Below are 24,623 nucleotides of genomic sequence, written 5' to 3'. Positions count from 1 at the left end.
CCCATGAATATCTTATCCGTAGAAAACGCTTCCTTTGCCGTCGGCCATGTCGCCTTGCTCGACAAAACTTCTTTTCAACTCGACAGCGGCGAGAAAATTGGTTTAATCGGCCGCAATGGTGCGGGTAAGTCTTCGTTTTTAAAAATCCTTGCGGGCGTACAAAAGCTCGATGACGGGCAGATTATTGTTCAAAACAACCTCAAAATCGTTTATGTGCCGCAGGAGTCCTTTTTTGATAAGGACGCAACCGTATTTGATACCGTTGCCGAAGGCTTGGGCGAAATTCGTGATTTATTGCGCCGTTATCATCACGTCAGCCATGAGTTGGAAAATGGTTCGAGTGAGGCTTTGTTGAAAGAACTCAACGAATTGCAGCTTGAAATCGAAGCGAAGGACGGCTGGAAATTAGATGCGGCGGTAAAGCAGACTTTGGGCGAACTTGGTTTGCCGGAAAACGAAAAAATCGGCAACCTCTCCGGCGGGCAGAAAAAGCGCGTCGCCTTGGCGCAGGCTTGGGTGCAGAAGCCCGACGTATTGCTGCTGGACGAGCCGACCAACCATTTGGACATCGACGCGATTATCTGGCTGGAAAACCTGCTCAAGGCGTTTGAAGGCAGTTTGGTTGTGATTACCCACGACCGCCGTTTTCTGGACAACATTGCCACGCGCATTGTCGAACTCGACCGCGGTATATTGCGCTCCTATCCCGGCTCGTTCTCCAAATACAGCGAGAAAAAAGCGCAGGAATTGGCGGTTGAAGCGGAACACAACCGCCTTTTCGACAAATTCCACGCACAGGAAGAAGCATGGATACGCAAAGGCATCGAAGCGCGCCGTACCCGTAATGAAGGCCGCGTGCGCCGTTTGGAAGAGCTGCGCCGCCAGCGCGCCGAACGCCGCAATGTGCAGGGGCAGGTCAATTTCAAGCTCGACAGCGGCGAGAAAAGCGGCAAAATCATCGCTGAATTGGAACACGCTTCGTTTGCCTATGGCGACAAAGTCATCATGGACAAATTCTCCGCCATCTTACAGCGCGGCGACAAAATCGGCCTAATCGGCCCCAACGGTATCGGCAAAACCACCTTCCTCAAGCTGATTTTGGGCGAATTGCAGCCGACCTACGGCAGAATACGTATCGGCAGTAAACAGGAAGTTGCTTATTTTGACCAGTTCCGCAGCGCGTTGAATGAAAACGACACCGTGTTTTACACGCTCGGACAGGGTAATGATTACGTTGAAGTCGGCGGTAAGAAAAAGCATGTGATGAGCTATTTGGAAGATTTCCTGTTCCATCCAGCCCGTGCACAAAGCCCCGTTTCATCGCTCTCCGGCGGCGAACGCAACCGCCTTTTGCTGGCAAAACTCTTTACCCGTCCTGCCAATATTTTGGTTTTGGACGAACCGACCAACGACTTGGACATCGATACCCAAGAGCTGCTTGAGGACCTACTGCGCGATTACCAAGGCACGGTATTCCTTGTCTCGCATGACCGTATGTTCTTGGATAATGTGATTACCCAAAGCATTGTTTTCGAAGGACAAGGCCGTCTGAAAGAATACATCGGCGGCTATCAGGACTATATCGACGCAAAATCGCGGGAAGAGAAAATTCAGACGGCCTCTGCGCCCAAAACGGTTGCCGAGCCTGAAAAAGTCAAACCTAAAGCCAACCGCACAGTCAAACTTTCCTATAAGGAACAGCGTGAACTCGATGCCCTGCCTGATGAAATCGCCGCTTTGGAAACCGAACAGGCTGAAATCAATACCCAGCTTTCCGATCCTGAAATTTTCAAAGATTACGAAAAAGCAGGCGCATTGCAAAGCAGGGCTGAAGAAATTGAGATGTTGCTTTTAGAAAAGCTGGAACGCTGGGAATGGCTGGAAGCGAAACAAAATGGCGAAGCGGTTTAAATTGGGAATTTTGTCCCAAAGTAGGGCAGATATTTTTCTATATTATGCCGTCTGAACCCCGAATATTCAAAAACAAGGTCTACAACCAACATGAAAAAAGTCGAGAAAAACGTATTGGTGCTGCATAGCGCTGAGGAAATGTTTGAGCTGGTTGACAAGGTCGAGGACTATCCAAAATTTTTGCCGTGGTACAGCAAGACCGAAGTCATCGAACGCAAAGGCAACGAGCTCAAAGCGCGCCTGTTTATGGACTATATGCGCGTCAAACAGTCGTTTGCGACGCACAACCACAATATTCCGGGGCAGGAAATCCGCATGGATTTGCTCGAAGGGCCGTTTAAAACCCTGCGCGGCACTTGGAAATTTATCGATTTGGGCGATGATATGTGTAAAGTCGAATTCAGATTAGAATACGATTTCTCCAATGCCGTACTCTCTGCCATGATTTCCCCAGTATTCAGCCATCTTGCCGGCACGCTGGTGGATGCTTTTATTAAAGAGGCCGACCGCCGCTATGCTTGAGATTGAAATTGTTTACGGGCTGGCCGATAGGCAAGTGTTGAAGAGCATGACCGTTGCCGAAGGTGCAACCATACGCGAAGCTGCCCTGCAAAGCGGTTTGGAGGTAGAGTTCCCAGAGTTGGATTTACAGCAAGCACCTTTGGGTATTTTCGGCAAAGCCGTGAAAGACGAGACAGTGTTACGCGATGGCGATAGGATTGAGGTCTATCGTCCATTGTTGATTGATCCGAAAGAAGCAAGACGTAAACGCGCCGAGCAAGAATAAATCAAAGGCCGTCTGAAACTTTTTCAGACGGCCTGTCAAACTGAAAGAACAGTAATGAGCTTGAAAATTAAATTAATCGTCGGTTTGGGGAATCCAGGCCAAGAATACGAACAAACGCGCCACAATGTCGGCTTTTGGCTGTTGGATGAACTGGCGTGGAAATGGAAAGTCAATTTTAAAGACGAAAAGAAATTTTACGGCGAAGTAGCGCGCGCCACTACGCCTGATGGCGATGTTTGGCTGCTCAAACCCATGACTTTTATGAACCGCTCCGGTCAGGCTGTTGCCGCTTTGGCCCAGTTTTACAAAATCAAGCCGGAGGAAATCTTGGTGGTTCATGACGAGCTGGATATTCCATGCGGCCGTATTAAATTCAAACTCGGCGGCGGCAACGGTGGACACAACGGCCTCAAAGACATTCAGGCTCGTTTGGGTACGCCTAATTTCTACCGCCTACGCTTGGGTATTGATCACCCTGGCGACCGTAATCTGGTTGTCGGTTATGTGTTGAATAAACCGTCAGCGGAACACAGACAGCAAATTGATGACTCCATCGCCAAATCCCTACAAGGATTGCCGGCCGTGTTGAATGGCGAATGGGAAGAAGCAACACGTTTTTTACACAGTAAGTAGCGTACCCAAACCAAACGGGCAGCCTTGCACATCATGTTCAGACGGCCTGAAAACAGGCAGCGCGATCTGACTAGCGATAAACCAATTAAAGAAACAGTAAATATGAATGAACTGACCAACCTGATGCAGACCGAAGCCCCAGGCATTGTTGGCGAAACATTAGACTTCTGCCTTTACGAATGTAGTATTGAAGATGCCCCGGATGCAGAAGAAGTGGCACAATGGCGTGATATTTTGAAGGCGCGGGGTGGGAAATTTGTCCGTTTGGCAGATATCTGCCAAACATGGTTGGATGAAGAGGCCGATAAATGAAAGCCTTACCATTAAACAAATTTACTGTCGCTGCCTGTATTTGGTTTGTGGCCGCCATTTATGCCTTACTTTTCAAAGAGGGCAGCAATAGCGCTCCACCATTTCCCCATTTTGATAAAGTCGGTCATTTCGGGCTGTTTTTCGGTCAGGCATGGTTGTGTGCAAAAATATTTATTCAAGACAATAGGAATATTCCCTATAAAGGCATTCTGTTTGCCGCTTTATTGTTTGCCATAGGAAGCGAGCTGGCTCAGGCATTTTTGACTGCTACGCGCCAAGGTTCAATCGCGGACGGCATTGCCGATATGGCAGGTACGGCGGCGGCGCTGTGGTTTGCAGAAAAAGTAAAAGCAGCAAAAAGTTAGATATATTTAAAGAAGTTAAAATGCCGTCTGAAATCCTGAGCAACAGGTTTCAGACGGCCTTTTTTTTGCTTGTATTTGAGGCAATTATTGCTTCATGACAAGCATTCAAATATTAGAACGTTACGCGTACACCGGCAGATACTTCGTGAGTATGAATTTTTGTCTCATCAAATTTGCCCCAGTAGTTGTAGCGGTAGCCAGCGTCCAAAGCAACGTTAGGAGTTACTTCGTAGCTTACGCCAGCCATTGCACCAATACCGGTTTTAGTTTCTTTACGTTCATAATATGAATTAGCTGTCTCAACTTTTGTTGAAGCGTGATTAACAGCCACACGAGCACCTACATAAGGTTTTACAGGAGCTTGCAGATCAAAGTCATAAATAGCAGAAACGCCGGCACTGTGGTACTTGGCTTCCGCATCAACCAAGGAGGTGTTGATTTTTTTAGATTTATAATGTGTGTAATCAGCAGCAACACGGAAATCGCCGAAATCGTAACCGGCAGTGATGCGTGGGCTAAAGCCTTTAACTGATGCGTCTCCCTTTACAGTAGCATGACCAGCATCAGCTTGAACATAAAAACCTTTGGTTGCATCAGCCAATGCAAATGTAGGCAGGGAAAGAGCAATCAGTGTTACCAGAACTTTTTTCATTGTTTTGTCCTTAATGTAGGATTAGGAGTAGTGGATAATCGCTGGGGTTGGTCGTTCCCAACAATTATTCTGATTGTATTTTCTTGTCGTAAATTAAGCAAATCTAAAAATGTTTCAACTGTTGTAAAAAAAGCACTTATAAAAAACACTGTAACAAGTCGTTTAAGAACAAACGGCCTTGTTCGGTCGGGCGGAACACTGTTGGGTCTGATTCAAGCAGGCCCTTTTGTCTGGCGGTTTCGATTTGAGCCATGATTTTTGCAGTGGGTACGCCGGTACGTTCCTGCAACATTGCGGCAGGTACGCCGTCAGTTAGGCGCAGGGCGTTCATCATGAACTCGAATGGAAGGTCTTCGGCAGCAACGGTTTTGCGTTCAACTGCTTCATGCGGATTGCTCTGCATGGCGGCAAGATAGTCGTTGGGATGACGGCGGCGGACGGTACGTTCGATACGGTCAGGATAGGAAATTTTGCCGTGCGCGCCTGCACCTATGCCTAAGTAATCGCCAAACTGCCAGTAGTTCAAATTATGGCGGCACTGTATATTAGCTTTTGCAAAAGCCGATGTTTCGTAGTGGATAAAGCCTGCACTTTCTAATGCGCCGTGTACGGCATCTTCAATATCCAATGCTGCTTCATCTTGCGGTAATCCTTTTGGCGGCGTATGACCAAACGGCGTGTTCGGCTCCATGGTCAGATGATACGCGCTGATATGCGATACGTCTGTTGCGATAGCGGTTTGCACATCGTTTAAGGCCGTCTGAACGGTTTGGTTTGGCAGGGCATACATCAAATCGATATTGACTTTATCAAATAATTTCAATGCAGTATCAATGGCTGTCAGGGCTTCTTTGCCATTGTGAACGCGTCCCAATCGAGCAAGCATATCGTCGTTAAAACTTTGTACGCCGATAGACAGACGCGTAATGCCTGCGTCTTTAAATCCTTGAAATTTTTCAATTTCAAATGTGCCCGGGTTCGCTTCTAAAGTAATTTCCGCTTCAGGTTGTAAGCGCAACAGCGAACGCACGCCACTTAACAAACGGTCAATTGATTCCGCTTGAAACAGGCTGGGTGTACCGCCGCCGAAAAATATGGTTTCCACCGGTCTGCCCCAAATATTGGGCAGCTCAAGCTGCAAGTCGGTTAATAGGGCATCGATATAGGCTTCTTCCGGCAGGCCGTTTTTCAGGCTGTGGGAATTAAAGTCGCAATACGGGCATTTTTTGATGCACCAAGGAATATGGATATAGAGTGATAAAGGAGGCAGGGCGGTTAGCTGGCCGGGGCGTTGGAAGGTGATTTGGGTCATGATATGTGTTGAGGCTCGAGGCCGTCTGAAATTTTTAGGGTCTTATTTTAACTGAAATGTCGGCTGGGAAAGTAATCAGTAGGAAATTTGCAAAGTCTAAACACTCAAAAATGCTTCAATTTCTTCTTCTGATAATTTGGAATTGCAGACGGATTTTATTTTGCCTTGTGAGATTTTGAGTAATGCGGGAACAGTTTTGATGCCGTGTTGTTCACGAAAAGTTTTTAAAGCTATTTTGTTGCTGCTGTCTGTAAAGTGGATGGTAAGTTGTTTGTTTAAGGAAATGGTAGACAGTTTTGCAACAAAACGGCGACAGTATGAACAGCTTGGTTTGCCTAAAAAGACGATAGCAGTTTCTTGACTGTCAATAAGTTGCAGAAGTTCGTCAGGCGTAGTCGGGATGAAGGCAGCAACGTGTTTTGCAAAGGCTGCCAATTCTTCAAACGAGGGTTTGGGCATGGGAAGGAATGTGATGTAGGCCGACTGAAGGTTTCAGACGGCCTGTTATCGATTTATAAGGACTCGATTTTTCTTAACAATTCACGCAATGCTTGGGCGCGGTGGCTTTCGGCATTTTTGATTTCAGGGTCAAGCTCGGCGGCGGTGCAACCGTGTTCGGCCAGGTAGAAATGAGGGTCATAGCCGAAGCCGTTTGTGCCGGCTGCTTCGGCCTGCCATTGGCCGCGCCAGATGCCTTCGGCGATGATGGGTTGCGGGTCGTTTTCGTGGCGGACAAGGACGAGCACGCAGACGTAGTAGCAGCTTTTATCGTCTTTATCGGCAAGATCGGCAGACAGTTTGGCGTTGTTTGCGGCATCGGATTTGGGGTTTTCGCCTGCATAACGTGCGGAGAAAATGCCGGGTGCGCCGTTTAAGGCGTTGGTGCAGATGCCGGAATCGTCGGCAAGTGCCGGTAAGCCGCTGTATTTGGCGGCATGGCGTGCTTTGGCCAGGGCATTTTCAACAAAGGTATGGTACGGCTCGGGACATTCGGGCGTATTGAACTGCGATTGTGGCAGGACTTCGATGTTTAAGTCGGCAAAGAGGTGGGCAAATTCTTTGAGTTTGCCTGCGTTGCCACTGGCAAGGACGATTTTTTCAAACATGGTTTTTCCTTAATGGTTTTCGGTTTGCTGCATACGAGCCATTTGTGCGCGTGCTTTGTGGCGGATGTAAAGGGCAAGGCTGCCGATTTGGGCAAAAACGGCGGCAAAGGCAAACAGAAAGGCGGCAACGGCAAATTGTTTGCTGTGAATGCTCAGAAGATAAGCGCCCAACAGAATCAGTACGATAAACATCAGGGTAAACAGGGCGGTCAGGAGCAGATAGGCTTTTTGTCGGGTCATGGCAGCTTGGGTAAGGGGGAAAATGTTCTGATTATAACGTCAGATTGGGAATTTGAAACCATGCCAGATTCGTTAAAAAGGCCGTCTGAATATTTCAGACGGCCTTAAGTCGAATAACGGATTAACGCAATTCTGTGTGCAGGCGGCTCAACAATGTGGAGGCATCGCTGCCTTTGTATGGGCTACCATCTTTGTTCAACAGATGGAGGCGTGCGCCATTGTTGATAGGCTCAACATAAACGATGATTTCAGGATAAGTTTTTGGCGCTTCTGCTTTGCCTTTGCCAAATACGCGTTTGAACAGGCCCGGTTTTTTATTGGCAACTGCTTCGCCTTCGGTTGGCGCTTGTTGAACCAAGAAAGCGCGACGTTCGGCATTTTGACCGATAACAGTTAGGCCGATGCGGTCAAGCGCAAGGGCGGTACGGCGCCAGTTGCGGCCGTAATCGCCTGCCAGCAACAGAGTGCCGTTGTCCACACGGGCCAATTCAGACGCATTGCTGCGAGCGGCAACGCTTTGGGTCAGAGCTTGTTCGGCTTGCTGACCGTCAACGCCTAAGTATTGCATAAAGCGGGCGAGGAATGCAGCTTCGAGGTTAGGGTCGTTTTCACCCGGCTGCCACATCGTAGTGTCTTTTTTACGGTCGGCATAAACTTCTTTCATGCCTTTGTGGGCGAAGAAGATGTCGGTCGAACCGTTTTTGCCTTGTTCGATGCGGATGATGAACTTGTCGCGTTCGCTGGTAGAGTAGATGCCGCCCAAGCCGACTTTATCCAACAGGCGGCGCAGGCTGTCTTGAGGGATTTTGGCTCGGTTTTCAGCCCACTCGGTTTCCATTTGGCCGATGGCAGGTTCTTCAGATTTGATGTCGAAACCGTTTTCTTGCCAGAACACTTTCAGTAAAGGCCAAATTTCGCGAGGCGATTTGCCTTCGACAACCAACCAGCGTTGGTTACCGTCACGCTCAAGGCGTACGCCTTTAACGGATTTCAAAACTTCTGCATTGGCAGGCTGTTGTACGGCTTGAGTGCGGCGTTTATTGAAATCGCTGGCACGGACGGCGCCGCTGCCTGCCGGTAATTGATAGAGGTTGCCTTGGTCAGGGTTGTTCAAATCAGGTGGTACTTCCAGTTTGACCAAGCGGTGTGATTGACTTTGATAGTCGAGTTTGGGTTGTTCTTTTTTGCTGCCGGAACAGGCAGTCATGCTAATCAGGGCGAGGGCTACTACGATGGGTTTGATATAGGTCATCTTGTTTTCCTGTGGATGAAGTTCTTAACAGGGAGGCCGTCTGAAAAGGGTGTTTGGGATTCAGACAGCCTTATTTCCGGATCAGATTTGTCCTGATTTTTCCAGAGCGGCTCGGACTTTGGCTTGACCGGCTTCGGTCAGTGCTACCAAAGGCAGACGAACATGGGGTTCGCATTTGCCCAATAAGCTCAGGCCCCATTTGGGCGCAGCTGGGCTGGGCTCGCAGAACATGGTGTTATAAATTGGGATAAGTTGCTTGTTTAGACGACGGGCGGTCGCAATATCGCCCTCAAGGGCGGCTCGGCACATGTCGGCAAAGAGTTTCGGTGCGACGTTGGCTGCGACGGTTACCACGCCATGACCGCCACACAGCATGAAAGGCAGGCCTGTAGGGTCATCGCCGGATAAAACGACAAAACCTTCAGGAACGCTGTTGATCAATTCGATGTTGTTACCGATATTGCCGCTGGCTTCTTTCACGCCGACGATATTCGGAATCTCGGCCAAACGCAAAATAGTGTCGTTGCTCATGCTGACGACGGTACGGCCGGGAACATTATAGATAACCATCGGAATCGAAGTGGCTTCGGCGATGGTTTTGAAATGTTGGTAAATGCCTTCTTGCGAAGGTTTGTTGTAGTAGGGAACAACAGATAAGGTGTAGTCCGCGCCGGCTTGCTCGGCGGCTTTGGAAAGGGCGATGGCTTCGACAGTATTGTTGGCGCCTGTGCCGGCGATAACGGGAACGCGCTTGTTGACGTGTTTGACAGTGGCTTCAATAACGGCCAAATGTTCTTCGACAGGCAGGGTGGCTGACTCGCCGGTGGTGCCGACTGCAACGATACCGTCGGTGCCGTTTTCAATGTGCCAGTCGATTAAGTCGTGAAGTTGTTCGTAGTTGATGCTGCCGTCTTGATTCATCGGAGTAATCAGGGCAACCAGACTGCCTTTTAACATACGGAAACCTTTAATTTTACGGTGTGGGTGAATTATGCAGTGGATTGTAGCTTACTTTGTTGTTTGTGTGAAACATATCCGCTAAACGGCTTTGCCGTTTAATGGCGACTTGTCAGTATCTTAATGAATAATACATTTTTAAATCATTGGTTTGTTTGTTTTGAGATAGGGAAGTGATGTCAAGAATTAAAATGTGTTAAGGCGGTTTGAGGCCGTTTGAAAACGGTTGGGCGGAACTTTCAGACGGCCTGATGGTTTTGAATTTGCTGATACATTTCAAATTGGTTAAAATACGCATCTTAATATTTTTTAACGATTCTTGAGAGAAGGTTCAACATGGCCGGAATGACTGAAAAACAGGCGGAATCGCTTGATTTGGTTTATGGTTTGGAAGATAAGCCGCCGTTTGGGAATGCGTTGTTGAGTGCAGTTACGCACCTTCTGGCGATTTTTGTCCCGATGATTACTCCGGCACTGATTGTCGGCGGTGCATTGGAGCTGCCGGTTGAAATGACGGCTTATTTGGTATCGATGGCGATGGTGGCTTCCGGTGTCGGCACTTATTTGCAGGTCAACCGTTTCGGGCCGGTCGGTTCGGGCATGTTGTCGATTCAGTCGGTCAACTTCTCATTTGTTACCGTGATGATTGCACTCGGTACCGGCATGAAAGAGGGCGGTTTGACTGAAGATGCGATGATTTCAACGCTTTTGGGTGTGTCCTTTGTCGGCGCGTTTTTGGTGTGCTTCTCCGCTTGGCTTTTGCCTTATTTGAAAAAAGTGATTACGCCGACTGTAAGCGGCGTGGTCGTCATGTTGATTGGTTTGAGTTTGGTGCATGTCGGCATTACCGATTTCGGCGGCGGCTTTGGTGCGAAAGCAGACGGTACGTTCGGCTCGATGGAAAACTTGGGTTTGGCATCGCTGGTGTTGCTGATTGTATTGGTTTTTAACTGTTTGAAAAATCCATTGTTGCGCATGAGCGGTATCGCGGTAGGTTTGATTGTCGGTTATATTGTCGCGCTGTTTTTGGGCAAAGTAGATTTTTCCGCCCTGCAAAATCTGCCGCTGATTACCCTGCCTGTTCCGTTTAAATATGGTTTTGCATTTGATTGGCACGCGTTTATCGTAGCCGGTGCGATTTTCTTATTGAGCGTATTTGAAGCGGTAGGCGATTTGACGGCGACTGCGATGGTCTCCGAGCAACCGATTGAGGGTGAGGAATACACCAAACGCCTGCGCGGTGGTGTATTGGCAGATGGTTTGGTGTCTGTGATTGCGACGGCGTTGGGCTCTTTGCCTTTGACTACTTTTGCGCAAAATAACGGCGTGATTCAAATGACCGGCGTGGCTTCGCGCCATGTGGGCAAATATATTGCGGCGATTTTGGTATTGCTGGGCTTGTTCCCCGTCATTGGCCGCGCGTTTACCACGATTCCGAGTCCGGTTTTGGGTGGTGCGATGGTGTTGATGTTTGGCCTGATTGCGATTGCCGGTGTGCGGATTTTGGTCAGCCACGGTATTCGCCGTCGTGAAGCGGTCATCGCGGCTACTTCTGTCGGTTTGGGTTTGGGCGTGGCGTTTGAGCCGGAAGTGTTCAAAAACCTGCCGGTATTGTTTCAAAACTCAATTTCAGCCGGCGGTATTATGGCGGTATTGTTGAACTTGGTTTTGCCGGAAGATAAAACCGATAAAGCGGTTAAGGTGGAAACCGACAGTTTGGATCACTAAGCAAGCTTTATTCAAAGGCCGTCTGAAGTTTCAGACGGCCTTTGCTTTTTCGGCTATAATATTGTTTTTATTTGTTATCCGAGTGGTTCGGATAGCTCTACCCGGAAAGGTTTTATATGACGGTTTATTCACTTTTTATCACTTGTCCTCGCGGTTTGGAAGCGCCTTTGACGCAGGAACTCGAACGCATGGCATGTCAGGATATCCGCGCTGTTGACGGCGGTGTGGCATGTAAAGGCACGATGGAGCAGGTGTATCGTATCAACCTGCATTCGCGCGTTGCCAGCCGCGTTTTGCTGCGTTTGACCAAAGGCGGTTATCGCAACGAACACGATATCTACAAACTGGCACGAAATCTGCATTGGACAGGTTGGTTTAAGCTGGAGCAGACCTTTAAAGTCAAAGTCGAAGGCAAGCGCGCCAATGTGAAAAGCTTGGATTTTGTCGGTTTGAAAATCAAAGATGCCGTCTGCGATGCCTTCCGTGATATTTATGATGCGCGTCCGAGTGTGGGCAAAATCAACCCCGATATCCGCATTCATGCCTTTATCGATGAGCGCAATGTGGAAATCTTTATCGATACTTCCGGCGAAGCACTCTTCAAACGCGGCTATCGTCAGGATACCGGCGAAGCGCCATTGAGGGAAAACTTGGCGGCAGGTTTGCTGCTTTTGGCTGGCTACGACGGTACGCAGCCTTTCCAAGACTCGTTTTGCGGCAGTGGCACGATTGCCATTGAGGCTGCATGGATTGCGACACACCGTGCGCCAGGCTTGATGCGCCGTTTCGGTTTTGAAAAACTGCAAAACTTCGATAAAGAAAAATGGCAAGCCCTGCGCCGTGAAGCTGAAAAACAAATCAAACCGGCCACCGCGCCAATTTCCGGCAGCGATAATGACCGCTATATGATTCGTGCTGCATTGGCCAATGCCCAAGCCGCCGAAGTGGATAATTTCATCCGCTTTGACGTGCAAGATGCGCAGGACGCTCGGCCAAACGGCGAATACGGCATTATGATTTCCAATCCGCCTTATGGCGTGCGCCTTGCCGAAATTCAGGCTTTACAGGCGCTTTATCCGCAACTGGGCACATGGTTGAAACAGTATTACGCAGGCTGGCTGGTTGGGATGTTTACCGGCGATCGCGATATGCCGAAATTTATGCGCCTTTCTCCGAAGCGTAAGATTCCGCTGTTCAATGGCAACTTGGATTGCCGATTGTTTTTGATGGATATGGTTAAAGGCTCGAATCGGGGTTAAAACCTGAAATTGAGGCCGTCTGAAAGATGATTTCAGACGGCCTTTTTTGATTTGTTAAAACCGTCTTTGTTATAACGGAGTTTGCTTTTCTTTTTTTATATTGATGCACTGAAATTGTTTTCAGACGGCCTTTATCAAGGGAGCCGTATAGATGTAATTATTGAAATTTACAATCTATCAAATTATAAAAATCTATTAAAAAATAAAGATGGATTGTTAAATAAAATACCATATCTAGTAGTATTGTGTTTTAATGCATACCATATCTTGTGTTTTATGGCATTGCAATGAGCAGCTTGAAATTTACAATTGAGCAAATTGTATGGCAGGAAGTGCCGGGCGAAGTGTCGCTGGCGTTTCTGTTTTCCGGCTGTCCGTTGCGTTGCAAAGGTTGCCATAGTGCCGATACATGGAAAGAGGGTATCGGCACAGAATTGACCGAGGATTATTTAAAAGGCCGTCTGAAACGCTATCACGGGCTAATCAGCTGCGTGTTGTTTATGGGCGGAGAATGGCAGCCGGAAGCCTTACAGAAAATGCTGGCTATTGTTGCTCAGGAAGGTTTGAAAGCCTGCTTGTACACCGGCTTGGATCGCGAGGAGTTAGAGGCGGTTTCAGACGGCATTCTACCTTATCTGACGTATATGAAAACCGGCCGCTGGCAGATGGAGCTGGGCGGCTTAGAAAGCCCGATCACCAATCAGAAGTTTGTCGATTTGCGTACGGGCGAAGTGTTAAACCGCTTGTTTATCAAAGACAAACTCGCGCCTAAAGTGTTTCCAGTAGCTTCAATTTAGCTCAATACTGTATTGCACTGATTTAAATTGAATTTATTGTATTCGCTGACAGCGATGTTTCAGACGGCCTGACCGTCATTGCTTGAAAAATCATCCAAACTATACAGGAGAATTAACATGATTCGGCTGCATCCCGAACAGTTAAACGGAAAACTACAATTCATGCGCGACTACATCAGCGCGCAAAACGCGGCGGACGGCTCGAAAATGGACGCCAACGCCAACGTTACCCAGAAAAACATCGCCACGATGGAAGCGGAAATCATGAAAGACTTTTTCGTGCAGATTAACCGCGCCCAAGTGTCGCGCAAAATCGCCGAAATTTTCGACCAATCCGTTGCCGACGAATACATCCGCCAGATTGAGGCGCACGAGATTTATGTGCACGACGAAACCAGCCTCAAGCCTTATTGTGTGTCGGTTACGCTGTATCCCTTCCTGCTCGACGGCTTAAGCAAACTCGGCGGCGAATCCAAAGCGCCGCAACATCTGGCATCGTTTTGCGGCTCATTTATCAACCTCGTGTTTGCCATCAGCGCGCAGTTTGCCGGCGCGGTGGCGACGGTGGAATTTTTGACTTATTTCGACTACTTCGCCCGCAAAGACTACGGCGACGATTATTTGGAAACCCACGGCAAAGAAATCGCCAACCACATGCAGCAGGTAGTGTACAGCATCAACCAGCCCGCCGCCGCTCGCGGCTATCAAAGCGTGTTTTGGAATATTTCCGTTTACGATCAATACTATTTCGACGCGATGTTCGGCGATTTCGTCTTCCCCGATTTCAGCAAACCGGTCTGGGCGAGCGTAGCAAAGCTGCAAAACTTCTTCCTCAAATGGTTCAATCAGGAACGCACCAAAGCCGTTTTGACCTTCCCTGTCGTGACCGCCGCAATGCTGACCGACGGCGGTAAATGCAAAGATACCGTGTTCGCCGACGAAATGGCGAAAGAGTTGGCGGAGGGCAATTCCTTCTTCGTCTATCTTTCCGACAACCCTGATTCGTTGGCTTCCTGCTGCCGCCTGCGTAACGCTATCGAAGACCGCACCTTCAGCTATACACTTGGTGCGGGCGGCGTGGCAACCGGTTCCATCAACGTTATCACCATCAACATGAACCGGCTGGAGCAAGACGGGCGCGACCTTGCCGCCGAAGTTGCCAAAATCCACAAATACCAATACGCCTACCGCAAACTGATGGAAGAATACCAAGCCACCGGAATGCTGCCCGTTTACGATGCAGGCTTCATCACGCTGGACAAACAATTCCTCACCATCGGCATCAACGGCATGGCGGAAGCCGCCGAATCGCAAGGCATCAAGGTCGGCTACAATGATGACTACATCAACTTCGTCCAAGGCCGTCTGAAAACCATATTTGAAGCCAACCAAGCCGCCAGCAAACATTACGGAGTGAAGTTCAATACCGAGTTTGTCCCCGCCGAAAACCTCGGCGTGAAAAACGCCAAATGGGACAAAGCCGATGGCTACAAAGTCAGCCGCGAATGCTACAACTCTTATTTCTACGTCGTCGAAGACGAAGAAATCAACGCGCTCGATAAATTCCTGCTGCACGGCAAAGAACTGGTGGACTGGCTCGACGGCGGCTCCGCGCTGCACCTGAACCTCGACGAAGCCCTGCCCGAATCCGGCTATCGCTCGCTCTTGGACATCGCTGCGCAAACCGGCTGCAACTACTTCTGCGTGAACGTACGCATCACCATCTGCAACGAATGCGGCCACATCGACAAACGCACCTTGCACGCCTGTTCCGCCTGCGGTAGCCACGACATCGACTACGGCACCCGAGTGATCGGCTATCTGAAGCGCGTATCCGCATTCAGTAACGGACGGCGTAAAGAGCACGCGCTCAGACATTATCACCGTAAAGCGGCGTAATCGTTGGAAAAAGATTGCTTGCAAACCTAAGGCCGTCTGAAATTTCAGACGGCCTTGATCATATTGAGATAGGCAGGCTCTTTCAATGATATAGTTTTGATTAAATTAAACAAAAATTCTTGACACCTTCATATAATGAATTAACATATAACATCCTTTAACCTAAATTTAAAAAAGTGAGAGACACATGAAAACATCAGCTTTATTGGCGGCTTTGTTGGCAGCCCTGTCCCTGTCAGCATGCGGCGGCGGTTCAGGCTCATCTTCTTCTGCCGTTTGTGACGAATACGAAAAAGCATTTGCCGAAGCAACTAAAGACGTAGATGCCGCAACCAAAGACATGATGCAAAAATCTTTCGAACAAACCAAAGAAGCATTGAAAAACCTGCCTGCAGACCAACGCGATGCAACTTGTAAAACTTCTTTGGACGCTTTGAAAGGCGTTCCTGCTGCCGAAACTCCTGAAGAAAAAGCCGAAGAAGCCAAAGATGCTGCTGAAGAGGCTAAAGAAGACGCAAAAGACGCAGCGGAAGATGCAAAAGAAGCTGCTGAAGATGCTAAAGAAGAAGCTAAATAATTCGGATAGCTTTACAGAAAAACGGATTCCAATAATTTGGAATCCGTTTTTTGTTTTGTGAGTTAGGGTGGTTGTTTTAGATAAAGCTTTTTCAGTTTTCAGACGGCCATTTCTCATGCCGTCTGAAAGCGCTAGCTTCAACAAAGTTAAAAGTTGAAACGTAACGGTCAATCAAACAACTTCAACGAAGTTAAAAATTAAAACGGCAAGCCGTCAATCAAACAACCGCGTGCGTGCGTACCGCACACACCCTACGCGTTGGTTTTGAAGTTCCGCGTAATTCACAGGTAGGGTGTATGGTGCAGCGACGCACGCAGTCGGTTGGATATGCAGGCTACGGCTTGCAGATTATTCAGTATGTAAGGTATCAATTATTATTCAAATAATCGATTAGTTTCTTTAAATCAGTTACTAGGCCATTTTTCATATCTTGATTGGATATTTGTTCAAGTAATAACGGAAGTGTCTGTACTAAAACTTCAGTGGGAATAACTAATCTTGTCGTTATTTCTAAAGATGAATTTTCATTCTCGTTGGTAAAACTACCGAAATCTAACTTAGACACGGAGGCACTGACTGACATTCTCATAATTCTATCGCAGAAAATAGTCTGATAGCCATTGAAATTAAAACTATTATTTGACATAATTGCAATCCTATTAATTAAATGAGTTATTAGTTGTTAATTGTAATGAGATCTTTTTTAAATAAATAAGGAGACCCATCATTCGAATTTTCTAGACTATTAATGACATTAAAATTAGAATTCGAATTTTCTAGACTATTAATAACATTAAAATTAGAATTCAAATTTTCTAGACCATTAATAACATTAAAATTAGAACTTATTGTATTCTTATCAAGAAAATTAATATTTAAATTAATAAAGGTAATGGTATTGGGAATCTTAGATGAAATACCATGGCTATTATGTTGATTGATTTCCCATGGTTGAATATAAGGCTTTATGCCATAGTTTTTATGGAAAATAATATCAAAATCATATCCAAGGGCTACTGTTATTTCTGTAATGGATTTTAACGTAAGGTTTTGCCTACCAGACAAAGCTTTACTTAGTCTGCTTTCTTTCCATTTTAGCTTTTTGGCTAGGTCTTTTCTCTTAATTCCAGAATAAGAAATTAATGCTGCTAAACTAGAAGCTATTTTTTCTTTAGATAAATCTACAGTATCAAAATCAGAAAAATCGAATAAATAAGAAAAATTGTCTTTATTCAATACATTATGGCTAGGTAAGTTGTTCTTCATAATTTTCATCATCATTTAGTTCTTTTTTAATGTCATCATCTGTAAAAATAGAGCAGGCAATACGACGTATCTTATCTAATTCTCCATTACTATATTTATCTTTTTTCTTGATAAGTAAATCTAATAAAATAATTTCCTTATTGGGTGGATAGTATATAAAAATTAATCTCAAATCATTTTTTCTAATCCTAAAAATTTTTAACTCACTTTTCAAATTACTACATTTTGCCTTACAAATCTCATGCAATTCTTTTTCATCATACATAGTAGTTAGTGGTAGCCCTGATTCGCATCGATTTCCAAGGTTTGTAAGTAAGTTTCTATGATCATTTATATATTTTTTATCCTTACGAATAACTTCTGCTGCAATTTTATAATAATCATGGTCCTTACTATGATAAGTAAAAATGCGCCAAGAATTTCGATAAACTCGAAAGAGTATTTTCGGATCTGGATGTCCTATTGTGGTTAATGAATTTAATGTGATAGTCATTTGCAACTTAACCTATAAGTTATTTTATCAAAAAATAGCACACAATGGGAGCTATTTAAGAATAGCTTATTTATAATATTCCTCCCAAATACTTCCCAGTATAACTCCCCTTAATCTTCGCCACCTGCTCGGGGCTACCTTTAGCAATAATCCTCCCCCCGCCATCTCCGCCTTCCGGCCCCAAATCCACAATCCAATCCGCAGTTTTAATCACATCCAGATTATGCTCGATAATCACAATCGAGTTGCCTTTACCTTTCAGACGGCCTATGACTTCGAGCAGCAGGGCGATGTCGGCGAAGTGCAGGCCGGTGGTGGGTTCGTCGAGGATGTAGAGCGTTCTGCCGGTGTCGCGTTTGGAGAGTTCCAAGGCGAGTTTGACGCGCTGGGCTTCGCCGCCGGAGAGGGTGGTGGCGGACTGGCCGAGGCGGATGTAGCCCAGGCCTACGTCCATGAGGGTTTGCAGTTTGCGCGATACGGTGGGGACGGCGTCGAAAAATTCGCGGGCTTCTTCAACGGTCATGTCGAGGATTTGGCTGATGTTTTTGCCTTTGTATTGGATTTCGAGGGTTTCGCGGTTGTAGCGTTTGCCGTGGCAGACTTCGCAGGGGACGTACACGTCGGGCAGGAAGTGCATTTCGACTTTAATCACGCCGTCGCCTTGGCAGGCTTCGCAGCGGCCGCCTTTGACGTTGAAGGAGAATCTGCCGACGTTGTAGCCGCGTTCGCGCGAGAGGGGGACGCCGGCGAAGAGTTCGCGGATGGGGGTGAACAGGCCGGTGTAGGTGGCGGGGTTGGAGCGCGGGGTGCGGCCAATGGGGGATTGGTCGACATTGATGACTTTGTCGAGGTGTTCAAGGCCGCGGATGTCGTCGTATGGGGCGGGTTCTTCTTGGGCGCGGTTGAGTTCGCGGGCGGTGATTTTGGCGAGGGTGTCGTTAATCAGGGTGGATTTGCCGCTGCCGGATACGCCGGTGATGCAGGTAATCAAACCGAGTGGCAGTTCGAGGGTAACGTTTTTAAGGTTGTTGCCGCGCGCGCCTTTGAGGACGAGCATTCGGTCGGGATTGACGGGCGTGCGTTCAGACGGCACGGCAATGGATTTTTTGCCGCTGAGGTATTGTCCGGTTACGGAGTTTTCGCATTGGGCGACGTTTTCGGGCGTGTCGGCAATCAGTACGTTGCCGCCGTGTTCGCCTGCGCCGGGGCCCATATCGACGACGAAATCGGCTTCGCGGATGGCGTCTTCGTCGTGTTCGACCACAATTACGCTGTTGCCTAAATCGCGCAGGCGTTTGAGGGTGGCGAGCAGGCGGTCGTTGTCGCGCTGGTGCAGGCCGATGGAGGGTTCGTCCAAAACGTACATCACGCCGGTCAGGCCGCTGCCGATTTGGCTGGCGAGGCGGATGCGCTGGGCTTCGCCGCCGGAGAGGGTTTCGGCGGAGCGGCTTAAATTCAGGTAATCCAGTCCGACGTTAATCAGGAAGCCGAGGCGTTCGGTGATTTCTTTGAGGATTTTTTCGGCAATTTGTTTTTTGTTGCCGTCCAAATCCAGCGTTTCAAAGAATTGGTGGGTTTTGGTCAGCGGCCAGGCGGAAACTTCGTGCAAGGGTTCGCCGCTGACGTAAACGTAACGCGCTTCTTTGCGCAAACGTGCGCCGCCGCAGCTTGGGCAAGCGCGGTGGTTTTGGTATTCGCGCAGTTTTTCGCGCACGGTTTCGCTGTCGGTTTCGCGGTAGCGACGTTCGAGATTGGGGATGATGCCTTCAAAGGCATGACTGCGGTTGAAGGTGGTGCCGCGTTCGGACAGGTAGGTGAAATCAATGACTTCCTTGCCTGAGCCGTGCAAGACGACTTTTTTCACTTTTTCAGGTAGTGTTTCCCAAGCAGCCTGCACATCGAAACCGTAATGCCGCGCCAGCGATTGAATCATTTGAAAATAGAATTGGTTGCGCTTGTCCCAGCCGTCAATCGCGCCCGAAGCCAACGACAATTCGGGATGGGCGACCACTTTTTCTGGGTCGAAGAAATTGGTGTTGCCCAAGCCGTCGCAAGTCGGGCAGGAACCCATCGGGTTGTTGAAGGAAAAGAGGCGCGGCTCCAATTCGGGCAGACTGTATGAACATACGGGGCAGGCAAAACGCGCGGAGAACCAATGTTCTTCGCCGCTGTCCATTTCCATCGCCAATGCTCGCTCGTTGCCGTGGCGCAGCGCGGTTTCAAAACTTTCCGCCAGCCGTTGTTTGATATCTGCTTTTACTTTCACGCGGTCGATGACCACATCGATATTGTGTTTAATGTTTTTTTCCAGCTTCGGTACATCGTCAAGCTGATAGACTTCGCCATCCACGCGTACACGCGCAAAACCCTGCGCCTGCAAGTCGGCAAAGAAATCGACAAACTCACCCTTACGCTCACGCACTGCCGGCGCAAGAATCATCACGCGCGTGTCTTCCGGCAGTTTTAAGACGGCATCGACCATCTGTGATACGGTTTGGCTGGACAGCGGCAGCTTGTGTTCAGGGCAGTAGGGTGTGCCGACGCGTGCGTACAAAAGGCGCAGGTAGTCGTGGATTTCTGTTACTGTGCCGACGGTGGAACGCGGATTGTGGCTGGTGGATTTCTGCTCGATGGAAATCGCGGGCGACAGACCTTCAATCAAATCGACATCGGGTTTGTCCATCATCTGCAAAAATTGACGGGCATAGGCTGAAAGGCTTTCAACATAACGGCGTTGGCCTTCGGCATATAAAGTATCAAACGCCAGCGACGATTTGCCGCTTCCTGACAATCCTGTTACCACCACGAGCTTGTGGCGCGGAATGTCCAAATCGACATTTTTCAAATTATGTGTACGCGCGCCGCGGATGCGGATGGTGTCATTATCGTGTGAATGTTTGGGATGATGGTTGCACATATTGTCAGGCCGTCTGAAAAATAAAATAAACGGCTATTGTAGCACTTTTCAAATGACAGACTGGATAGATAAAGCATTTGATATAAAAGAAACAAAGAGGCCGTCTGAAAATATGTTTTCAGACGGCCTTGATATAGATGAATCAGCTTATCAGTCGATTTTGCGGAGAATTTCGCGTAGGGCTTTGTGCCAGTCGGACGGTTTGATACCGAACTCGGTCTCAAGGCGTGAGCAATCCATAATGCTGTATGCCGGACGCGGAGCGGGCAGGGGGTATTGTTCGGTGGTGATTGCGTTCAGTTCCGGAATGCGGAAGCTGTCATCTAATTGGTGGGCCGTCTGAAAGATGGCTTTGGTAAATTCGTACCATGTTGCCGATTTGTTGCCACAGTAATGGAAGATACCGCGTGGGGAAGTAGGCTGTTGCAATAAACTGATGATGGCATGAGCCAAGTCGCCTGCATAAGTCGGGCAACCGGTTTGGTCATGAACGATGGAGAGGGAATCACGCTCTTTGGCAAGGCGAAGCATGGTTTTGACGAAATTGCTGCCGTATTCGCTAAACAGCCATGAAGTACGGACAATTGTACTTTCCGGATGCGCGGCTAAAGCCAAAAGTTCGCCTGCTACTTTGGATTGACCGTAAGTGCTGCGCGGATTGGTGTAGTCGGTTTCGCGGTAAGGGCGTTTGCCTTCGCCGTCGAATACATAATCAGTGGAAATATGGATAAAGCGGGCGTGTGCGGCGCGAGCGGCTGCGGCTAGGTTGTGAACGGCGGTTGCGTTGACGGCAAAAGCAGCCTCTGCGTTTTCTTCCGCTTTATCGACGGCAGTGTAAGCTGCGGCATTAACGATGGCATCTGGTTGGAAGTTTTTGATCATGTGATGCACAGCTTCGGTATCGGTAATATCCAGCGAAGTAGAATCGGTAGCAATCAGTTCCCAATCTTCGGGCAGGCGGTCGCGCAGACAACGGGCAAGCTGGCCTTTGGCTCCGGTCAATAAAGTACGCATGGTTGAGTATCTCCTCTGATAGCTGTTAAATAGGTATTCGTGTCATTATAGTGTAAATAAGACAAATTCACATTATTGGCGTAGAACAAAATGCAGAGGCGACTGTATTTGGGTGAATTGTCGATATTATCTATCCATAATAATAACCACTTATCGGTATTATGTTTGTTTACTATAACTAGAGTTAAAATTCAGATTTTAACAAGATAGATAAAGGATCTATGCTGTTTGAGAGAGTGTGAATCAATGTTAATGTTTTTATTGTTGCTAGGATAATGGAATTTAAAAACAGGCGAGACTCCGTCCTTTTATCGGCAAATTCTACCGTTTGATATTTTTGAGTAAATATTTTGAAAAATATTACTAAAATAATAATTGAGCAAGGGCGGATTTGCTCGTTCCGCTAGCTCGATATCTTTATTAACTATTTTGGGAGTAATTATTATGGCATACTGTTACGGGGGGTACTATGCTAGACCCCTGGTTAGTTCTTACTGCGCTCCTGCGCCTAAGGCTTCCTACTCTTCTTACTACTGCGCTCCTGCAGCGAAATCTTCTATTTCCATCGGCAGCATCGCTAGCATTGCCAGTGTCGGCGTGTCAGTAGTTAATGCGGTAACTGGTTTGGTTTCTGCTATTGCGGCTTTCTGCCCACCAGCAAAAACGCCTAACTATAAATGTGTTCCGGTTTGCCCACCTTACAACTGTAATCCGATCAAACCGATCCCATGTCCAAAACCACAACCTAAACCTCAGCCTAAACCTCAACCAAAACCTGAGCCTAAACCTGAGCCACAACCAGAACCGCAACCAGAACCAAAACCACAACCAAAACCTGAGCCTAAGCCAGAACCGAAACCTGAGCCTAAACCAGAACCAAAACCTGAGCCTAAGCCAGAGCCAAAACCTGAGCCTAAACCAGAACCGAAACCCGAGCCAGACTGCAAAGACTGTGTTGACGACCATAACCAAAACAACTCATACGGTCACGAAGATAAAAACCCTGGTAATGTCATCCGAGCCGAAGACTGCAAAGACGGCAACGTTATCCGCGGTACTGATGAGAAAGATACCATTTACGGTACTGCTTGCGAAGACATCATCTACGGTGGCAACGGTACAGACGTAATCTACGCCGGTGCCGGTAACGACACCATTTACGGTGATGCCGACGGCGACTCTCTGTACGGTGAAGATGGTAAAGACTACCTGCAAGGCGGTGCCGGTAACGACTACCTGAACGGTGGTTCCGGCGCGGACATCATGCGCGGTGGCGACGGTAACGACGTTTACTTCGTTGATAACGTTAACGACCAAGTTATCGAGTACGGCAATGCACACGCCGGTATCGATACTGTCCGTACCGTTATCGACTACACCTTGACCGATCACGTTGAAAACCTGATTTTGCAAGGTATGCAAAACCTGAACGGTACCGGTAACTCTTTGAACAACAACATCGAAGGTAACGGCGGCAACAACCATCTGTACGGTTTGGCCGGCGACGACTGCCTGGTGGGTAAAGACGGTAACGACTACCTCGACGGCGGTGTCGGCAACGACATCCTGATCGGCGGTACCGGTAACGACACTTATTTCTTCGACAAAGGTTACGGTCACGACACTATCCGTGAAGAAAGCGGTAATGACACCTTGTTGTTCGGTAAAGGCGTTGCAGCTTCTGACGTATTGCTGAGCAAATCAGGTGCTAACCTGACTGTTTCTGTTGGTACTAACGACAGCATCACCATCGATGACTGGTTCACCGGTAACGATCACAAAGTTGAAAACTTCAAGTTTGCTGACGGTAGCACTTACCAAGTAACCGGCCACGGCGACTACTACTCTCTGTCTGCTGTGAACCAAATCCAAGATCAGACTCAGGCTCCTGCCATCTGATAGGATGATGGTTTTTAGGGTTTGTCCCTAAAATCAAAGGCTAAGGCCGTCTGAAACCGAGCTATAAGGTTTCAGACGGCCTTTATTTTGTAAACAATCTGACGAAAGATGCTAAATTGGGCTAAAATACCAAATTCTTCTGTTTACCAAAGAGATACCTGAAATGTCTGAAATCAGCTTGAAAAAAATCTACTCCGGCAAAGTCCGCGATTTATACGAAATTGACGATAAACGTATGTTGATGGTTGCTTCCGACCGTCTGTCTGCATTCGATGTGATTTTGGATAATCCGATTCCGGGTAAAGGGGAGATTCTGACGCAGATTTCCAATTTTTGGTTTAAAAAACTGGCTCATATCATGCCTAACCATTTTACCGGCCAAACGGTTTACGATGTTTTGCCTGAAAACGAAGCCAAAGCTTTGGAGAAACGCGCCGTCGTGGCTAAAAAACTCACTCCGGTGAAAGTGGAGGCCATTGTGCGCGGTTATCTGGCAGGCAGCGGTTGGAAAGATTATCAAAAAACCGGTTCTGTCTGCGGTATTCAACTGCCTGAAGGTATGCAGGAAGCGCAGCAGTTGCCTGAAGTGATTTTTACGCCGTCGACCAAAGCCGCAGTCGGCGATCATGATGAAAACATCAGCTTTGAAGAATGCGAACGCATCATCGGCAAAGAGCTGGCGGCGGAAGTACGCGCCAAAGCGATTCAGCTTTATACGGAAGCGGCCGAATATGCCAAATCCCGCGGTATCATTATTTGCGACACTAAGTTTGAGTTTGGTTTGGACGAAGAGGGTACGCTGACTTTGATGGACGAAGTGTTGACGCCTGATTCCAGCCGTTTTTGGCCTGCCGATCAATACAAAGTCGGCACCAATCCGCCGTCTTTTGACAAACAGTTTGTCCGCGACTGGCTGGAGCAAAGCGGTTGGAACAAAAAAGCGCCTGCGCCTAAAGTGCCTGCCGATGTGATTCAGAAAACAGTTGAAAAATATCAGGAAGCATTGACTTTGCTGACTCAAGATTGATTTTTAAGTTTGAAGGCCGTCTGAAAAGGATATGTTTCAGACGGCCTTTTTATTGTATAAATACTGGATTTTAAGGATGGTTGCCTTTATAATCGAGAGCTGTTTTCAGCGCCTTAAAGGCCGTCTGAAAGCTTGTTTATAACCTGCCGCACGGTCTGAAACCCTAACTATGCACATTCGGATTTTAGTGTGCATTATTAGTGTTTTAGCAGTGCGGTAT

The 24,623-nt window shown here is 47.7% G+C and carries 24 protein-coding genes; 13 read left to right on the top strand and 11 right to left on the bottom strand.

Annotation, left to right across the window (positions count from 1 at the left end):
• Nucleotides 1-3 precede the first annotated feature (3 nt).
• The 6 genes from ACTHSX_RS05945 (at nt 4) to ACTHSX_RS05920 (ending at nt 4,008) form a co-directional block, all read left to right on the top strand.
• Complete coding sequence (locus ACTHSX_RS05945) at nt 4-1,911, top strand: ATP-binding cassette domain-containing protein (protein ID WP_440377090.1); 1,908 nt, start codon at nt 4-6, stop codon at nt 1,909-1,911.
• Nucleotides 1,912-2,001: 90 nt separating this feature from the next.
• Nucleotides 2,002-2,433: a type II toxin-antitoxin system RatA family toxin gene (locus ACTHSX_RS05940; RefSeq protein WP_308903913.1), complete on the top strand. Its 432-nt coding sequence runs from the start codon at nt 2,002-2,004 to the stop codon at nt 2,431-2,433.
• The gene (locus ACTHSX_RS05935) at nt 2,426-2,698 is read left to right on the top strand and encodes an RnfH family protein (RefSeq protein ID WP_440369349.1); all 273 of its coding nucleotides are present in this window, start codon (nt 2,426-2,428) and stop codon (nt 2,696-2,698) included. The genes ACTHSX_RS05940 and ACTHSX_RS05935 overlap by 8 nt, the downstream gene beginning before the upstream one ends.
• Before the next feature lie 54 nt (nt 2,699-2,752).
• Nucleotides 2,753-3,331 carry an aminoacyl-tRNA hydrolase gene (gene pth, locus ACTHSX_RS05930; protein WP_003683307.1) on the top strand — a complete coding sequence of 193 codons (579 nt, stop codon included), beginning with the start codon at nt 2,753-2,755 and terminating at the stop codon, nt 3,329-3,331.
• Between the two features lie 102 nt (nt 3,332-3,433).
• Nucleotides 3,434-3,643, top strand: a complete 210-nt coding sequence (locus ACTHSX_RS05925; RefSeq protein ID WP_070589741.1) for a dioxygenase — start codon at nt 3,434-3,436, stop codon at nt 3,641-3,643.
• A complete protein-coding gene (locus ACTHSX_RS05920) occupies nt 3,640-4,008 on the top strand; it encodes a VanZ family protein (RefSeq protein ID WP_254321893.1) in 369 nt (122 codons plus the stop codon). Before ACTHSX_RS05925 ends, ACTHSX_RS05920 begins: the two co-directional genes overlap by 4 nt.
• A gap of 112 nt (nt 4,009-4,120) precedes the next feature.
• On the opposite strand, the gene ACTHSX_RS05915 is transcribed toward ACTHSX_RS05920, so the two are convergent.
• From ACTHSX_RS05915 to dapA, 7 genes are all read right to left on the bottom strand, one after another.
• A complete protein-coding gene (locus ACTHSX_RS05915; RefSeq protein ID WP_254321894.1) occupies nt 4,121-4,660 on the bottom strand; it encodes an opacity family porin in 540 nt (179 codons plus the stop codon).
• A gap of 136 nt (nt 4,661-4,796) precedes the next feature.
• The gene (gene hemW / locus ACTHSX_RS05910) at nt 4,797-5,972 is read right to left on the bottom strand and encodes a radical SAM family heme chaperone HemW (protein ID WP_440377089.1); all 1,176 of its coding nucleotides are present in this window, start codon (nt 5,970-5,972) and stop codon (nt 4,797-4,799) included.
• Between the two features lie 96 nt (nt 5,973-6,068).
• Nucleotides 6,069-6,407 (bottom strand): thioredoxin family protein, encoded by a 339-nt coding sequence (locus ACTHSX_RS05905; protein ID WP_254321896.1) that lies wholly within the window; start codon nt 6,405-6,407, stop codon nt 6,069-6,071.
• Between the two features lie 77 nt (nt 6,408-6,484).
• Entirely contained in the window at nt 6,485-7,078 is a 594-nt protein-coding gene (gene rdgB / locus ACTHSX_RS05900) for an RdgB/HAM1 family non-canonical purine NTP pyrophosphatase (RefSeq protein ID WP_254321897.1), read from the bottom strand.
• Nucleotides 7,079-7,087: 9 nt separating this feature from the next.
• Nucleotides 7,088-7,318: an NGO_0222 family membrane protein gene (locus ACTHSX_RS05895; protein WP_003679018.1), complete on the bottom strand. Its 231-nt coding sequence runs from the start codon at nt 7,316-7,318 to the stop codon at nt 7,088-7,090.
• A gap of 121 nt (nt 7,319-7,439) precedes the next feature.
• The gene (gene bamC, locus ACTHSX_RS05890) at nt 7,440-8,525 is read right to left on the bottom strand and encodes an outer membrane protein assembly factor BamC (RefSeq protein ID WP_377073263.1); all 1,086 of its coding nucleotides are present in this window, start codon (nt 8,523-8,525) and stop codon (nt 7,440-7,442) included.
• 126 nt (nt 8,526-8,651) lie between these two features.
• Nucleotides 8,652-9,527 (bottom strand): 4-hydroxy-tetrahydrodipicolinate synthase, encoded by an 876-nt coding sequence (gene dapA, locus ACTHSX_RS05885; protein WP_440377088.1) that lies wholly within the window; start codon nt 9,525-9,527, stop codon nt 8,652-8,654.
• A 336-nt stretch (nt 9,528-9,863) separates the two neighbouring features.
• On the opposite strand from dapA, the gene ACTHSX_RS05880 reads away from it, so the two are divergent.
• The 5 genes from ACTHSX_RS05880 (at nt 9,864) to ACTHSX_RS05860 (ending at nt 15,787) form a co-directional block, all read left to right on the top strand.
• Nucleotides 9,864-11,255: a nucleobase:cation symporter-2 family protein gene (locus ACTHSX_RS05880; RefSeq protein WP_003679024.1), complete on the top strand. Its 1,392-nt coding sequence runs from the start codon at nt 9,864-9,866 to the stop codon at nt 11,253-11,255.
• A gap of 116 nt (nt 11,256-11,371) precedes the next feature.
• A complete protein-coding gene (locus tag ACTHSX_RS05875) occupies nt 11,372-12,514 on the top strand; it encodes a THUMP domain-containing class I SAM-dependent RNA methyltransferase (RefSeq protein ID WP_440377087.1) in 1,143 nt (380 codons plus the stop codon).
• 287 nt (nt 12,515-12,801) lie between these two features.
• Nucleotides 12,802-13,311: an anaerobic ribonucleoside-triphosphate reductase activating protein gene (gene nrdG, locus ACTHSX_RS05870; RefSeq protein WP_440377086.1), complete on the top strand. Its 510-nt coding sequence runs from the start codon at nt 12,802-12,804 to the stop codon at nt 13,309-13,311.
• Nucleotides 13,312-13,428: 117 nt separating this feature from the next.
• Nucleotides 13,429-15,210, top strand: a complete 1,782-nt coding sequence (gene nrdD, locus ACTHSX_RS05865) for an anaerobic ribonucleoside-triphosphate reductase (RefSeq protein WP_440377085.1) — start codon at nt 13,429-13,431, stop codon at nt 15,208-15,210.
• A gap of 187 nt (nt 15,211-15,397) precedes the next feature.
• Nucleotides 15,398-15,787 carry a DUF5339 family protein gene (locus ACTHSX_RS05860; RefSeq protein WP_049344783.1) on the top strand — a complete coding sequence of 130 codons (390 nt, stop codon included), beginning with the start codon at nt 15,398-15,400 and terminating at the stop codon, nt 15,785-15,787.
• A gap of 675 nt (nt 15,788-16,462) precedes the next feature.
• Here ACTHSX_RS05860 and ACTHSX_RS05855 read toward each other — a convergent pair.
• From ACTHSX_RS05855 to rfbD, 4 genes are all read right to left on the bottom strand, one after another.
• Nucleotides 16,463-17,068 carry a helix-turn-helix domain-containing protein gene (locus ACTHSX_RS05855; protein ID WP_440377084.1) on the bottom strand — a complete coding sequence of 202 codons (606 nt, stop codon included), beginning with the start codon at nt 17,066-17,068 and terminating at the stop codon, nt 16,463-16,465.
• A complete protein-coding gene (locus ACTHSX_RS05850; RefSeq protein WP_107792054.1) occupies nt 17,034-17,546 on the bottom strand; it encodes a hypothetical protein in 513 nt (170 codons plus the stop codon). Before ACTHSX_RS05850 ends, ACTHSX_RS05855 begins: the two co-directional genes overlap by 35 nt.
• 70 nt (nt 17,547-17,616) lie before the next feature.
• Nucleotides 17,617-20,463, bottom strand: coding sequence for an excinuclease ABC subunit UvrA (uvrA, locus tag ACTHSX_RS05845; RefSeq protein ID WP_440377083.1), 2,847 nt, complete (start codon nt 20,461-20,463; stop codon nt 17,617-17,619).
• Nucleotides 20,464-20,613: 150 nt separating this feature from the next.
• Nucleotides 20,614-21,477, bottom strand: a complete 864-nt coding sequence (gene rfbD / locus ACTHSX_RS05840) for a dTDP-4-dehydrorhamnose reductase (RefSeq protein ID WP_440377082.1) — start codon at nt 21,475-21,477, stop codon at nt 20,614-20,616.
• A gap of 444 nt (nt 21,478-21,921) precedes the next feature.
• On the opposite strand from rfbD, the gene ACTHSX_RS05835 reads away from it, so the two are divergent.
• Nucleotides 21,922-23,376 (top strand): calcium-binding protein, encoded by a 1,455-nt coding sequence (locus tag ACTHSX_RS05835; RefSeq protein WP_440377081.1) that lies wholly within the window; start codon nt 21,922-21,924, stop codon nt 23,374-23,376.
• Nucleotides 23,377-23,539: 163 nt separating this feature from the next.
• Nucleotides 23,540-24,403: a phosphoribosylaminoimidazolesuccinocarboxamide synthase gene (locus ACTHSX_RS05830; RefSeq protein WP_440377080.1), complete on the top strand. Its 864-nt coding sequence runs from the start codon at nt 23,540-23,542 to the stop codon at nt 24,401-24,403.
• The last annotated feature ends 220 nt before the right edge of the window (nt 24,404-24,623 follow it).

The organism is Neisseria sp. P0014.S002 (genome assembly GCF_051958295.1).
Taxonomy (GTDB): domain Bacteria; phylum Pseudomonadota; class Gammaproteobacteria; order Burkholderiales; family Neisseriaceae; genus Neisseria; species Neisseria flavescens_B.
The sequence above is the reverse complement of the archived record's forward strand: the minus strand, read 5'-3'. Positions and strand labels throughout refer to the sequence as shown.